This is a genomic window from Shewanella aegiceratis, from assembly GCF_019457495.1.
Lineage (GTDB): Bacteria > Pseudomonadota > Gammaproteobacteria > Enterobacterales > Shewanellaceae > Shewanella > Shewanella loihica.
In genome coordinates this window covers 2,243,627-2,258,356 of record NZ_CP080416.1, presented here as the reverse complement: position 1 = coordinate 2,258,356, position 14,730 = coordinate 2,243,627, and the positions used below count along the sequence as shown (strand labels likewise).

The window sequence follows — 14,730 nt, the reverse complement described above, 5'->3', positions numbered from 1 at the left end:
AAGATTAATTTAACCAGTATTGTTGATTATCTTTTAGCTCGAGACGTTTCTGGATGCGCCATGTGCCATCAAACCCTTCCAGTCTGACTTCCCAGCTGCCCTGAAGTGGCGAGTTGAGCGCAATATGGTAAACCTGATTACCGTCGGCGGTGGCAACCTCGGCGAAATCTTTCTCTTGTAGCGTTGGATGATAGAAGGATACGTTGAGCGCAGCTGTATAGGGCTCACCGCCATGCTGGGTGAGGGTGAGTTCATCTTGGGTCAGATGCAACTCAAACTGCAAGCCAAGTTGCTTGGCGTGTTTAATCTTACGCAGGTCCATGTTAATGGCCTTGCCGTCTTTGTAATAGTCTTCCGATACCAAGGAGTCTTTATTTTCGACTGCGAGCAACACCAAATTCACACTGGCAAATACGGCACACAGCGGCAAAATAATCAGAAACCAAGGCCAAAACTGTTTATACCAAGCTTGTGGTTTATTCATGGATACTACCTGTTATTTTTGTTGGCCATATCTTACCGTTAAAAGGCAGTGATAGCACTTAAAAAAAAGGCCTCGATCTGTTTCGAGGCCTTGGTGTTACTTATATGTAATTACTTGTTTGACAAGCTATAAACATACGCTGCGATGACGTGAACTTTCTCTTCGCCCAAGACATCTTTCCAAGCAGGCATTACACCAGAACGACCGTTCTTAATGCTCTCTTGGATCACACCACGACTACCGCCGTACAACCAAGTGTTGTCGGTGAGGTTAGGTGCACCCATGAACTTGTTACCAGTACCGTCCATACCATGACAGGCGAAACAACCTTTCATGAATGATGCCTGACCTTGTGCGGCCAAGGCTTCATCGTGGTCGCGACCAGACAGTTTAACTACGTATTCAGCCAGGCCTTTCAGCTCGCTGTCTTCGATAGGTAGACCGCCTTTTGGTGGCATCATGCCGTTGCGACCGTTCATGATAGTGGTCTTGATAGTGGCAAGATCGCCGCCATATAGCCAGTCACCGTCAGTCAGGTTAGGGAAGCCCTTGCTACCGCGCGCGTCACTACCGTGGCACTGAGCACAGTTTTGCAGGAACAGACGACCACCCACTTTTAGGGCTTCTTCGTTCTTCACTAGCTCTTCGAGCGGTGTAGCTAGGTAAGCCGCGAAGATCGGGCTGTACTTAGCATTGGCTTTCTCAACCTCTTGGTCATACTGAACCCAGCGATGTTCATTTGCAGCCAGTTCAACGGCAGCGGCAGAATCTTCCTTGATACCTTTGTCGGTACCAATGCTTTGGTTCGAGCTTGACCAGCCTAGGAAACCTTTATAGTTACCAAGACCTGGGTAGGCTGCCAGATAGACCACACCGAAGATGATGGTGATGTAGAACATATAACTCCACCACTTAGGCAGCGGGTTATTGATCTCTTCAATGCCATCAAAGCTGTGACCCATTGATTTGCCTTCTTCAACACCTGTGGTGTTTTTAGAGACAACAAACAGTAGGATGAAACATCCTGCGATTACCACAATTGTGAGTACGGTAATCCAAATACTCCAGAAGCTACTCATCATCACTTATGTTCTCCTGAGTCCTTGTGCTTCTCATCATCTGAGAAAACAAGGTTAGCGGCCTCGTCAAACTGCGCTTTACGGCGACCGCTATAAGCCCATGCAAAAATACCGACAAACGTCACCATGACAACAATGGTAATAATCCCTTGTACTGTGCCGTAATCCATATTTATGCCTCCAATTTATTTCAGTGCGTGACCTAGCGACTGCAGGTATGCAATTAGTGCCTGCATCTCAGTCTTACCTTCAACCGCTTTCTTAGCGTTGTCGATATCATCTTGAGAGTAAGGCACGCCGAAACCACGGAACACTTCCATCTTCTTAGCCGTTAGCTCGCCATCTAGGACGTTCTCGGCCAACCAAGGGAAGGCAGGCATGTTTGATTGTGGTACTACTGCGCGAGGATCAAGTAGGTGAACTTCATGCCACTTGTCGCTGTAACGACCGCCAACACGGGCCAAGTCTGGACCAGTACGCTTAGAACCCCATAGGAACGGGTGATCCCAAACTGATTCACCGGCAACAGAGTAGTGACCGTAACGCTCAGTTTCTGCACGAAGCGGACGAATCATCTGGCTGTGACAGCCTACACAACCTTCACGGATGTAGATGTCACGACCTTCTAGCTCAAGCGCTGAGTATGGACGAAGTCCGTTTACTGGCTCAGTAGTGTCTTTTTGGAAAAGCAGGGGAGTGATCTGTACCAGGCCACCAATACTGATAGCAATCACGGTAAAGATACCCAGCAGACCGATGTTTTTCTCGACTATCTCATGATTAAATTTCATCAAATCTACTCCTTATGCTTCAGCCAGCGCTGGCAAAGATTCTTTTGGCGTTTTTACTGTCTTAACCACGTTGTATGCCATTAGCAGCATACCAGTGACGAAGAACAGGCCACCTAAGAAGCGAACAAAGTAGAATGGGTATGATGCTTCCAGACCTTCAACGAAGCTGTAGGTTAGGGTGCCGTCAGAGTTAACTGCACGCCACATCAGACCTTGCATAACACCCGAGATCCACATTGAAACGATGTAAAGTACAGTACCGATAGTCGCTAACCAGAAGTGAACGTTAATCAGTTGTGTGCTGTACATACGACCGTGACCGTAGATAGCAGGGATCAGGTGGTATAGCGAACCGATAGATACCATAGCCACCCAGCCAAGTGCGCCTGAGTGAACGTGACCTATGGTCCAGTCGGTGTAGTGAGACAATGCGTTAACTGTCTTAATGGCCATCATTGGACCTTCGAAGGTCGACATACCATAGAAAGACAGAGAAACGATCAAGAAACGTAGAACAGGGTCAGTTCTTAGCTTATGCCAAGCGCCTGACAGGGTCATGATACCGTTGATCATACCGCCCCAAGAAGGTGCGAACAGGATCAGAGACATCACCATACCCAGTGACTGTGTCCAGTCTGGTAGCGCTGTGTAGTGCAGGTGGTGAGGACCCGCCCAGATGTACAGTGCAATCAATGCCCAGAAGTGAACGATAGACAGACGGTAAGAATAAACAGGACGACCTGCTTGCTTAGGTACGAAGTAGTACATCATACCCAGGAAACCGGCGGTCAGTAGGAAGCCAACGGCGTTGTGGCCATACCACCATTGCACCATGGCATCGACGGCGCCAGAGTATAATGAGTATGACTTGAACAGGCTGACAGGTACTGCCATAGAGTTCACGATGTGCAGAACTGCAACCGTGATGATGAAGGCGCCGAAGAACCAGTTTGCCACATAGATGTGTGACGTGGTTCGTTTCACAATTGTGCCAAAGAACACAACGGCATAGGCTACCCACACTATGGTAATAGCGATGTCGATAGGCCATTCAAGTTCAGCGTATTCTTTACTGCTGGTTAGACCAAGCGGCAGAGTAATAACGGCTGAAAGAATAATGGCTTGCCATCCCCAGAAGGTAAATGCAGCTAATTTAGGTGCAAATAGGCGGGTTTGGCAGGTACGCTGGACGATATAATAGGATGTTGCAAATAACGCTGAAGTACCAAACGCGAAAATCACGGCGTTGGTGTGCAGAGGTCTTAGACGACTGTACGTTAGCCATGGAGTTTCGAAGTTAAGTTGTGGCCAGATTAACTGGGCCGCGATCAATACACCTACTGTCATACCGATAATGCCCCACAAAACTGTGGTGAGGGCAAATTGGCGGACAACAGTGTAATTGTAATCAGCGCCTTGAGGCTGGGAATGGTTCATCATATTGCTTCCACTGCTTATTACTTATACTTATTGTTTGAGTAAAGCGGCACTTTACCCGGTAAAATGACATCAAAGGCTTGTTTCCCTACGAAACAAACAAGATTGTGTCAATGTGTCACGCAACATTAACGCAAATTAATGCCGAGTAACGCAATGATACTTGAGCAATATCAAAAAAGATAGGAATTATGCGGCCTAGGATATTGATCCAGATCAAACTACCTGGATAGAATGTAAACACTATGATTCAAAAGGTTAATAATTGTGCTACTGAATCGACAAATCTCCCTAATTACGCTGACTGCAAGCCTATTTCTAATGCCCCTGTTAACGGGCTGCGAAAAAGCGCCAAAAGCCCCTAAACAAGATGTAAAAGTGGCTGACGAAACCGCCTTTGAAATGGACCAGAGTCTGTGCGATTTCCATCAAAAAACCTGCAATAAAAAACTCGGTGAAACGCTTATTTCATTGGCAATTTCACCTGAAGATACCCCTAGCGAGAAGCCGTTAACGGTGACCTTGAGCAGTAGTGAGTCACTGGAAAACCTCCAGGTTCGTGTTGAGGGTAGAGATATGTTTATGGGGGTTATTCCACTCATTTTAAGTGAAACTAGCAAAAACACCTATCAAGGAACGCTAATATACGGTTCTTGCAGCAGCAATTATATGGTGTGGCGTCTTATCGCCAGCTTCCAGATAGGCGGTCAATCTAAGACCATTATGTACGACTTTTTGGCCGATAATCCGGCTAAGAATGGCTAAAAGCTGTGCTAATCGACTCAAGCTGCCTTGTAAGGAAAGAGCCTTTTAGGCAGCTAGCTTCATCTAAACCACTCGACTCAAATATTTAAATTCAAATATTTAGACTCAAAAAATAGACACAACTCACTAGATCAATAAAACCCGCTCACGCCGACCGCTTATTGATTATGGCTAATCGCTAACCTTAATTGCTGTCAGACAGGGCTAATCGCACCTTATTGAAGCGTTCTATGTTATCGATAAAGAGTGAGGTAAGGTCAGGATCAAAGTGGGAACCTGCACCTTTAGCGATCTCGGCTATCACTTCATCTAGTGGCCAGGCCGGTTTATAGCAGCGCTCGTGGGATAGCGCATCGAACACATCTGCGATAGCGACAATGCGTGCAAAGATATGAATTTCATCGCCTTTTAATCCATCAGGATAACCACTGCCATCGTACTTCTCATGGTGTTGCAAGGCGATGATGGCGGCGGCGTTAAGAATAGGGCGCTCTGAGTTGCCCAAGATCTGGTGACCGATGGCGGGATGCTGACGCATGATCTGCCACTCTTCATCGTTTAGTTTGCCAGGTTTTAACAGCACGGCATCCGGCGTCGCAATCTTACCTATGTCGTGCATGGGTGATGCGTGTTTAATGAGATCGGCCTGTTGATCATCGAGCCCGGCCAATTTTGCCAGGATATAACAGTACTCGGCCATACGCTTCACATGGTTGGCGGCTTCCTTCGAGCGGCTCTCGACCACATCGCCTAGGCGGAAGATCAATTCTGACTGGGTATCTTCGAGCTCTTTGTTCAGCAGCAGATTCTCGAAGGCGACGCCGACATTGATGGCAAAGATATCGATAAGCTTCTTATCCAGATCACCAATGGCATGTATGTTGTCCATATACAACAGGTTGATCCAACCACTCTTTGCTGGGAAGTAACCCACAAACAGATTGTCTTCATACAGGCATGTCTGTTCCTGTAGTGCCCGTTTAAGCAGCTTCTCGATGGGCTCGGGGATGGCTTGTTCATGGTGGCTGGCAAATTGGCCAGTACCGGCTAGGATATGGAGTTTGTCGGTACTTAAATCCTTGCTCATCGCATCGATGGCATTGCAGGTTAGCAGTAAGGTCTCGTTGTTGAGGTTAAGCAGGTTGGCGACCTGAGTCAGCAGGCCGTCGGCAAAATGATACAGAGTTCTGAGTTCAAACAGGCCTGATGTCGCCTTAACGACACGCTCTAGCCCCTCGCGGTAACGGATCTGTGTCTGTTTCGCCGCTTCGATCTCCATGATATCGCGGTAACTTCTCAGCGCAGAGTAGACGCTAGTGATCAGCTTACGTGAATCCAATTCAGCCTTTGCCTTGTAATCGTTGATGTCGTAATTGACGATCACATCTTCTTCAGGCGCTTGTCCCGGCTGACCGGTACGCAGGATTAATCTGATGCTGCGGTCGTTATGATCTTCACGGATCCATTTGACCAGCTCAAGACCGGCGTGATCGCTCTCCATGACCACGTCGATAAACGCCATGGCCACGTCTTTTTCATCTTGTAACACCCGCTTTGCTTCTTCGCCGCTATAGGCATTAATAAACTCTATGCCGCGGTTATCTAGTTTAAACCGCGACAGTGCGAGTTTTGTCACTGTGTGTACATCGGGCTCATCGTCTACGATCAGTATGCGCCAGGCCGGTCCTGTTTCTGTTTCGGCTGCTTTCTTCTTACCTGAGAACAGTGGACTCTTTTTCGCCATATCAATTAGCATCCGTACCCCTCTTAGGTGAACTAAATTGACCTTATTTATTAGTGTAGTAACTCACGTGGCATTTAGCTGGAGAATTTAGAAGGTGAGAAATTGAAATTGCAGATTAAATGAGGCAGTTAGCCCTCTTTGTTGCGTATCGCGTGACGATAACAGGGCGGTGAACATAAGAGCGGAAAACATATACTTGTGTTTACTGAGCAAGCGCTCTTTAATCTAACCGATCAAATACTGATCTAACGTGCCAATTTTATTAAATATTTTCCCGCTTTTGTTGCTATAGTGCGTAGGGCATCCCATGGCGCTTTTTTAATGGAGTCGACTCTTGCACGCCTTACCTCTATTTGAATCGATTGACTATATCGAAGCCGGCAACCCCATCATCAATCAGCACATTACGGCGATAGCCATGAATAGCGTCGAAGATGCAGGTTTGGTTTATGAGCTGGCATCCGATCTACTGTTCGCCCAGCGGGAAAATGAGAACAGTTATAAGAGTTTTCGTAGTGAAATCACCTGTTTTCTGCATTGGTGTTTCGATGTGGTGCAGCAGTCGCCGGGGCAGATAAGTAGGCGTGACATGGATAAATTCGTGGCCTACTGTCAGTCGCCACCAAAGGAATTAATCGGTCAGTTTAATGTTGCCCAGTTTAAACTCGATAAGGCGAGTCAGCAGCGCGTGCCCAATCCGTTATGGCGCCCCTTTGTGGGAAAACGGGGGGAAGAATACCGCCTTAGCGATAACGCCCTCAAGACTAAGATGGCGATACTCTCCTCATTCTATGGCTTCTTGATGGCTGAAGATTACTGTGAACGCAATCCTGCTCAGGCCTGGATGAACCATTCAAAGTTTGCCCATAAACGAAAGTTCGCCATGAGCGAAGAGGAGGGCAGTGGACTCGCCTTTACGGAATTGCAATGGTCCTACGTGATCTCAAGTGTCGAACAACTTGCCATCGCGGAACCTGAAATCCATCAACGCAGTTTGTTTCTTATCAAGTTGATTTACGGTTGTTATTTGCGTGTATCTGATGTGAGTGCGCGAAGCGGTTACAGCCCTATCATGGGACAATTTAAGCAAGACAAGCAGACAGGGATCTGGCGTTTTCATATTCCCAAGAGTAAAGGGGGCAAGCGGCGACAAATCCCCTTGTCCAATGCATTAATAGAGGCACTCAAACAGTACCGGCAACATTTGGGGCTGTCACCTTTACCCGGCTATCAGGAACAGACACCAATTTTCGTGCGCCATAGGGCCGCAGGGCGAGGACGTGAAGCGGGATTGGTCGACGCAAATCTGGGCATTCGCCAGGTGAGGGAGGCGGTGCAGTCGCTGATTAATCACGCCGCCGACAAAGCGGCAGCGGACGGGCTTTTGGAAGATGCAGAGGTGATGCGAAAACTGACAGTGCATAGCATCCGCCATACCGGGATCACCCATGACATTAACCTCAATGGTCGGCCCTTATCCCATGTTCAGGCGGACGCAGGGCATGAGAGCATCGATACCACATCTCAGTATCTGCACACATCTCAGGCCGAAAGGCATCAGAGCGCAGCTAATAAGCCTATGGACAGATTAGCCGGCATCGAATGATCAAAAAAGCCCGTGTCCGGGAAGACACGGGTAGGGAGCCTAAAGCGGTCGCATCGCTTAAGTATCTCAACAAGAAAAGACTTAATAGACAGGGCTCTAATTTGAGTTGACGATAATAGTTTAAACAGGCTGTTTTGCGATTCCATGTCATTCAGATGACGCTTTAGTTAATGCTTAACTAAAGGTTTCTGCCAACCTATAAACATTACGATGACCGGGTGCGTAAATTTTAGCCATACTGATAACCTTACTTTTAACATATGAGTGGCAGCCATTTTTCAAATCGCTTAATGCCGATAAGTATCATTATCGGCATCTGACTAAAAACTTGTTTTAGCTAATTCTCTAGCTAGTAACTCTCATTCAATATGACAATTCCCAATATTATGAGGTCTAAGTTACTTAGGTTACTTTTGAACGTTTGCATCTGAGGGGCTAGATTGAATTATTTGTTAAGCTGCTAAGGCGTACGGATTGCGTATTGCTAGCCAGATTATGAGCTGCAGTTAGGTTAGTCATGCGCTTAGTATTGCATTACTCGTCTATTGAAAGCCCCCAGATTAAACATCTAAAGGTTAAAAATTAGGTTAAGCACTCCACTGAAGCATTTAAAGTAATGCGCCGAAACGATCAAACCGGCAAGCCTGGTTGGTTCCTAACTAACACCCGTAACACTAAGAGCATCTAAACTAACTTTAGCTTTCCAAGTGCTTGCTAATTGAAGGCTATGTCTGCACTTGCTTCAGTAGTTCGCAAAATTCTTGCGTTATTAAACAAATAGCTGACGCAGGGAAAATCCAACACAAATTGCACGCGTCGCTACGTGCACGAAATGACTTAAACAAGGGGATTACCCACCAGATTTCACGTAGCGACGCCTAATGATTGAGCAAACCATGGCAAGTAAAACCCTGGATGCTGATTAGAATGCTCCACAGAAAGAATATCTCAATGCGATAGATACCATTAAGGACTTTAGAAAAGCTAAGACGATTCTTTAACGGACTGCCTAAAGGCCAGTAGCTGAATTAAAGTATCGACTCGGAGCTCTTGTTGAGATGCAAGTCTTAGTAAGTTCGCTTTGTATGAAAAAGTATAGCGATACTGTAGTAACTGTAACTCAGCCAAATGAGCTGAATCTCTGTTGCCATAAAAAGAGATAGCGCTGATAAAAGAAAGAGAAAGGACTTAGTATTATTCAATGAGTTCATTCTATTGGGCGTATTCGAGACAGATAGCTTTTAAGCTATAAGCCGATAAGGCAAATTTAAAAGTGAAAGTAGAAATGGCATATAGGCTAGTCTTTGTAAGATTGATATTTGGCTCACTCTCCACCACAGTCTTAGACATATAATTGTGCGCACAATGTATATTATGTTAAATAAGGTGTGTAAGGTTAATTAATTTCCGGAAAATTCTAGGCATTTTCATTCAGACTGAGATTCTCGTTCACCGCATAGCTAATTCAATAATCCACCACTCTGCTACAGCGCGTCACACGATTGCTGTGTTAGACATTTAGGATTTACGCCAGCAAGGCTGCTGCGACACAGTAAGAAAGCTTGATGATTTGGTTTGGATTTAATTGGCTCAGATTCTGAGTTTAAGTGAACATTTCCATGGAGGTTGTCATAAGCCTGCAGATGACCTTTTCCGATACAAGTTATCCGTCGCAATGTCGCGTACCACTCTAGGAGCACAACATTATTCATTACGCCTGACGTAATCGCTGGATATCCTTTTGTGGAGGAAGCCCAAATAGCCGACTGTATTCACGACTAAATTGAGATGGACTCTCATAGCCAACGACTCCGCTTGCCTGGCTGGCATCTAAACCATTTAACAGCATCTGGTCCCTCGCTTCCTGCAGGCGCAGATGCTTGAGATATTGCAATGGGCTGCTACCCGTCAACGCTTTAAAGTGTTGCCGAAAGGCTGATGCACTCATATGGGCTTTGTCAGCTAATTCATTGATGCCTATCGCTTGAGCGAAATTCTGCTTCATCCAAGCCACTATCTGTACGATTTGCCTGCTCGGCGAGCCAACCGACGCCAAATGTCGCAAGTGCATTCCATGTGGGCCATGGAGCAATCGAATAACGATTTCCTTTTTATACAGTTGTGCCAAGCTTTCGATATATTCAGGCGTATGATGTAACCCCAGCAAACGGCTCATCGCATCACACAATCCAGTATCGATATCTTGGGTAGAAATGGCTTGATATCTAAGATCTTTGGATGGTCTTTCCAGATTAAGTTCAGTGCAAGTCTGGGCAATTAATCCATAGTCCAACTTCAAGACTAAACCGATAAACGGATGAAGCCTTGTCGCTTCAGTTACATGGGAAATGACAGGCAAATCAAATGTCGTCAGCATAGATTGTCCTGCGTTACAGACGCGCAAACGGTCGTCGATAGCGACTTGTTTACAGCCTTGCAAGATAAGCGACAGACTCAAAGTATAGATACAGTGCAGTGGCTCGGTCGGGTTGTTTCTGATGTGAAGCGTCAGGTCAGGGATGCTGGTGTCATGGTCACCTTCCCTTCTCCCGTAAGCAAATGCTTTATCTGCTAGAGATTGAATCATGCTGTTACCGCTAGTGATTAACATAGACATGCCCTACTTGCTTGACCTCGTTAGATTGCGCGTCAAATTCTTTCAGCATCTGCTGCTGTGAAATTTGGTCGCCCATACGACCTCGTTTTACGTACCTGTGCTTGAATGATTTGGCGCCTTTAGCAAAAACCAATTTAGCAAAATCATCAATGTATTGCTGCTTAAACTTGCTGTTGAAGGTATTAAATAGCACGACGTTTTTGCCAGTAAAATCATTGTCTTTGACAAACTGCCAAATCGGTGGTGCCGGGCTATAGAGCCAGATCGGCGAACCTAGATAGACAGTTTCATAAGGCTCGAGATCAATATGCGATGGCGAAATGTCGGCGACATTGCTTCTTGCGTCTTTCAGCGCGTTAATCCAGCCCGGGATCCCAAGTTGGTAACTCTCGGCCGTGATCTCATACACATAACCCGCGGTTTGCTGCGCAATATGGTCCGAAAGGACGCCAGTATTGCCAGAGCGGGAGAACACCACAATAGCCGTATTGACCTCGGCCACTCGACTGGTCGGTGTGCTGGACAGATGCGATCTATTTTTGGCGTCCTGGGCGTTTTCAATCTGCGTCACGACTAAGGCAATTAATGTTACTAATGCGAGCGCAATCAGCAAACCAATCAATATCCAGCGACCCATAGTTGCTTCCTTTGTTACTTTTGGCTATTTATCGCTAAAGCCAATATGCCTTAGCGCAAACCCGCTGCCTTGTAAAAAGAGAACGTGCCCTTGTCAGTGTTCAGGACACGTTCACCTCTTTGGTTAGAAGTGTTGGTTAGAGGTGTTGGCTAAGGAAAGGACCAATTTTTTCCATTGCCAGACTCACCGCTTGCGGATGGTCATAGAGATCGTAGTGGGACCAATCCTGCAATTCGACCAACTGGCGGTCTTTGGACACAATTGAGCGGCCATAGATCTCGTGTCCGTCACGATACGCGCCAAATGCACCTACTTTTTGACCGACAACTGCCATCATTGGTTGCGTCATCAGGGTTTCTACAAAGGCGAAAGCATCCCAACTCAGCGTTTTTTGCGCATGAGAGAACAACATACGCGTTGCCCCGCCCTCGGCCTGCCCTCGTGGCGTTTTATAGTAATCCGTGGCTTCGAACAGGTCGCGTTCGGTCAATCCATTTTGTTTTGCAAACTCAGGACTCGGCGGCAGAAGCTCATTGACCTGTCGCTTCTCACCCCTCGCTTCAGCAGTGCGCTGGGTGGCCATAGCTTCTAGTGCTCCGATTGGATTGTACTGGCTGAATCCTTCTCGGAATAAGCGTCCCAAGTTTACCGGGGTGATACCAACAACCGCCTTCAAACGCTTTTCTGTCAGAGCGGAACTGAAAATATATGCGCCGCCACCACAGATACCAAGACCACCGATTCTATCTTCGTCGACATAAGGTAAACTAACCGCATAGTCGATCACACGGCTGATGTCTTCGACCCGTTGGCTTGGGTCTTCGACGTAGCGAGGTGACCCGCCAGATTCGCCCTGAAAACTGGCGTCAAAAGCGATCACCACGTATCCCAGCTCAGCCAGCGCTTTACCGTACACGGCACTGGATGTTTGCTCTTTACAGCTACCAAATGGATGGACACTGACCATAGTTGGGTAGCGTTTTGACTCGTCAAAGCCTTCGGGCAACAGAATGAGTGCCGACATATCCCAGGCCATATCTGCATTTCTGAATGTCACTTTTTGGATGTTCATAATGAAAGCCTTATCTGATAGAAAGGCCCAGTAGCATTAGGCCTTTCTATTTGTTAATACCTTTGGCGCGTGGTTACAGCGTGCGCTGGAAGAATGGTGCTAGCACACCGATAGCTTCGGCAATTGGGGACTCACCATCATAGAGATCCATGTGATTCGCGCCGTCAACGACATACATTTGTTTGTCGCTACTGGCCGCGCGCGCCATCAAGTCATCACTCATCCACTTACTGCCGGCATCACTACCGACAACGGTAAGCAGGGGTTGAGTCAAAAAGGCCTCGGCCTTGAAGAAGGCATCGTAGGTAATAATTTGCGTCAGACTGCGTGCTGTCGCAAAGCCCGGCGCAGTGCAATAGGCCGCGCGATCGGTGTGGTAGTATTCCCACGCTTGGCGGAGTTCTTCGTTAGGTGCGTCTTCTTCTTTTAATGGTGCCATTGGAATGGTGGCGATTTCTGCGCCGCTAGCATCTGACGTTCTGGCACCAGAGCCTGCCTCTATGTATGGCAAAGCGTCGCTATCCTTAACATTGTTATCCCAGCCGTTGCGGAACATCTGACCGATATTAACCATACTCACGGTACCGACCGCTTTAATGCGGCGATCGTTTATCGCGGCATTGGCTGTGTAACCTGCGCCCGCACAGATGCCCATGGCTCCAATGCGATCGTTGTCTACATAGTTGAGCGTTGTAAGGTAATCAATCACAGCGCTAACATCTTCGGTGCGCACATGTGGGTTTTCCAGCTGACGGGGTTCACCTGTGCTTTCGCCCTGATAAGAAGCATCATATGCGATAGCGATAAAACCTTTTTCGGCCAGCTTCTTAGCGTAAGTGCCTGCAGTCTGTTCTTTTACACCGCCGCCAGGATGAGAAACGACGATCGCTGGGTAGATTTTGCTTTCATCAAAATCTGCAGGGAAATTGACAAGCCCAGCTAGGGTGATATCTAGGCCATTGGTATTTGGAAAGGTAACTCGGTTCATCTGCTTTACTCCGTACTCGTTATCGGTAGCAGGAGAGAAAATACCTTCAAGTATCTGCCCTCCCGACTTACGATTCAGTATAGGAATCACAGCAGAGGTGGGTTTGCACAAAGTGACTTATTGATTGCCTAAAATGACATATCCGCTCAAGGATAAAATAGGCGCTAGATAAACAATTGTTATTAAGGTGCTGAATATTATGAAGTAATTAATTCAGTGTGACAGCCTGGGCAGGCTCAAAACACCAAAATATCAGTGTTACCAAAATATAGGTGTTAACAAAATATCAGTATTACCAAGAGACTCTCAAATTAGCGTCGTAGGATTTACAAGCCATGAGACGCTTAAATGGGGCAGAACGAGTATTAGCCTGAAGCAACGTTAGCAACTTTTACTTTAAAATAACAACCAAGTCAGCCAGCTACCAACTTACATTATCGCGACCGGCATCCTTTGCCCTGTAAAGCGCAGCGTCTGCATCGTGTAGCATCTGCGTCAGGCTCTTACCCGGCTCGAATGAGCTTAGGCCACAGCTAAAAGTGATCTGCAGCGCGTCATCACCGATCTGAAAACGATTTTGTCTTATGGCATGACAATAGACCTGTGCACGGGCTTCGAGATAAGTCTCGAAGTCTTGGTCCGTGCCAAAGGGACGATTAACCAAGACGACAAACTCTTCGCCGCCCCAGCGCATCAGCACATCTTCGGGATCCTGCTGTTGCTTTAAGGTCGCCGCAATATGGCGCAGCGCATCATCGCCGACCATGTGGCCGTAGGTGTCGTTGATCAACTTGAAATAATCGACATCGATAAGGATGACGCCCAGTTCTCCCTGCTGCTGACTACAGGCGTGATATAGGCGCTCGCCAATGGCGATACCCTCGCGGCGGTTATAAAACTGCGTGAGGTCGTCATAGATAGCATGGTGTGTCAGCTGGGCTTCCAGCGCCTTTAACTCTGTGATATCGAATATCACACCAATTAGGCCGGCCACCTCACCACGATTGTCGTTAAAACTCGTCTTATGAAAACGCACAAAGACAGAATCACCTTCACGGGTCTTTATCTGCTTCTCGTAGATCTGTACGCCAGGATTGTCGAATAACGCCTGATCGGCGCGTTGGTAGACTTCGGCGAGCTCTTCGTCGAACAGCTCATAGACGCTCTTACCAATTAATTCGTCCCGGGTGAGTTTAATGAAGGATTCAAATGCCTTGTTACAGCCCAGATAGACGCCAGCCTTATCTTTATAGAAGATAGGCACAGGTAAGGTATCTAATGTCAGTTGTAACAGATAGCTGTCACTGGCCAGACATTGGAGCAGATCTGGATGTAGATTGGGCGCATCATACGGCATATTTAGGGTCTCTTCTTGTTTAAATTGACGTTCCCTGTACCTAACAAGAGTATAGTTGTGTTAACTACGAGTGCTATATTAACAAGTTATCTCGGCGCTGCGGGATTTATCGGACCGTTTTTGTGGTCCTGAATCGTCAAAATAATCATCTTG

At 47.0% G+C, this 14,730-nt stretch carries 13 protein-coding genes; 2 read left to right on the top strand and 11 right to left on the bottom strand.

The window, feature by feature from the left end:
- Positions 1 to 4: 4 nt before the first annotated feature.
- From K0H80_RS10085 to ccoN, 5 genes are all read right to left on the bottom strand, one after another.
- A complete protein-coding gene (locus tag K0H80_RS10085) occupies positions 5 to 484 on the bottom strand; it encodes a FixH family protein (RefSeq protein ID WP_220071473.1) in 480 nt (159 codons plus the stop codon).
- 110 nt (positions 485 to 594) lie between these two features.
- The gene (ccoP, locus tag K0H80_RS10080) at positions 595 to 1,563 is read right to left on the bottom strand and encodes a cytochrome-c oxidase, cbb3-type subunit III (RefSeq protein ID WP_220045271.1); all 969 of its coding nucleotides are present in this window, start codon (positions 1,561 to 1,563) and stop codon (positions 595 to 597) included.
- A 2-nt stretch (positions 1,564 to 1,565) separates the two neighbouring features.
- Entirely contained in the window at positions 1,566 to 1,733 is a 168-nt protein-coding gene (locus K0H80_RS10075; protein WP_011865785.1) for a CcoQ/FixQ family Cbb3-type cytochrome c oxidase assembly chaperone, read from the bottom strand.
- 15 nt (positions 1,734 to 1,748) lie between these two features.
- Complete coding sequence (gene ccoO, locus K0H80_RS10070) at positions 1,749 to 2,354, bottom strand: cytochrome-c oxidase, cbb3-type subunit II (RefSeq protein ID WP_011865784.1); 606 nt, start codon at positions 2,352 to 2,354, stop codon at positions 1,749 to 1,751.
- A 12-nt stretch (positions 2,355 to 2,366) separates the two neighbouring features.
- Positions 2,367 to 3,794, bottom strand: coding sequence for a cytochrome-c oxidase, cbb3-type subunit I (ccoN, locus tag K0H80_RS10065; protein WP_220073878.1), 1,428 nt, complete (start codon positions 3,792 to 3,794; stop codon positions 2,367 to 2,369).
- Between the two features lie 318 nt (positions 3,795 to 4,112).
- Between ccoN and K0H80_RS10060 the strand changes: the two genes are divergently transcribed.
- The gene (locus tag K0H80_RS10060; RefSeq protein WP_220073877.1) at positions 4,113 to 4,556 is read left to right on the top strand and encodes a hypothetical protein; all 444 of its coding nucleotides are present in this window, start codon (positions 4,113 to 4,115) and stop codon (positions 4,554 to 4,556) included.
- Between the two features lie 184 nt (positions 4,557 to 4,740).
- Here the strand turns inward: K0H80_RS10060 and K0H80_RS10055 are convergent, their stop codons facing one another.
- Positions 4,741 to 6,312, bottom strand: coding sequence for a response regulator (locus K0H80_RS10055; protein WP_220073876.1), 1,572 nt, complete (start codon positions 6,310 to 6,312; stop codon positions 4,741 to 4,743).
- Positions 6,313 to 6,634: 322 nt separating this feature from the next.
- On the opposite strand from K0H80_RS10055, the gene K0H80_RS10050 reads away from it, so the two are divergent.
- Positions 6,635 to 7,906 (top strand): tyrosine-type recombinase/integrase, encoded by a 1,272-nt coding sequence (locus tag K0H80_RS10050; RefSeq protein WP_220073875.1) that lies wholly within the window; start codon positions 6,635 to 6,637, stop codon positions 7,904 to 7,906.
- A 1,711-nt stretch (positions 7,907 to 9,617) separates the two neighbouring features.
- Here the strand turns inward: K0H80_RS10050 and K0H80_RS10045 are convergent.
- The 5 genes from K0H80_RS10045 to K0H80_RS10025 all read right to left on the bottom strand — a co-directional run bounded on the left by K0H80_RS10045 (position 9,618) and on the right by K0H80_RS10025 (position 14,577).
- On the bottom strand, positions 9,618 to 10,517 hold the full coding sequence (locus tag K0H80_RS10045) for an AraC family transcriptional regulator (RefSeq protein WP_220073874.1): 900 nt from the start codon (positions 10,515 to 10,517) through the stop codon (positions 9,618 to 9,620).
- Positions 10,504 to 11,160, bottom strand: a complete 657-nt coding sequence (locus tag K0H80_RS10040) for a flavodoxin family protein (RefSeq protein ID WP_220073873.1) — start codon at positions 11,158 to 11,160, stop codon at positions 10,504 to 10,506. The genes K0H80_RS10045 and K0H80_RS10040 overlap by 14 nt, the downstream gene beginning before the upstream one ends.
- Positions 11,161 to 11,296: 136 nt before the next feature.
- Positions 11,297 to 12,232, bottom strand: coding sequence for an alpha/beta hydrolase (locus K0H80_RS10035; RefSeq protein WP_220073872.1), 936 nt, complete (start codon positions 12,230 to 12,232; stop codon positions 11,297 to 11,299).
- Between the two features lie 73 nt (positions 12,233 to 12,305).
- Entirely contained in the window at positions 12,306 to 13,220 is a 915-nt protein-coding gene (locus K0H80_RS10030) for an alpha/beta hydrolase (RefSeq protein WP_220073871.1), read from the bottom strand.
- Between the two features lie 421 nt (positions 13,221 to 13,641).
- Positions 13,642 to 14,577 (bottom strand): GGDEF domain-containing protein, encoded by a 936-nt coding sequence (locus tag K0H80_RS10025; RefSeq protein ID WP_220073870.1) that lies wholly within the window; start codon positions 14,575 to 14,577, stop codon positions 13,642 to 13,644.
- Between the last annotated feature and the right edge of the window lie 153 nt (positions 14,578 to 14,730).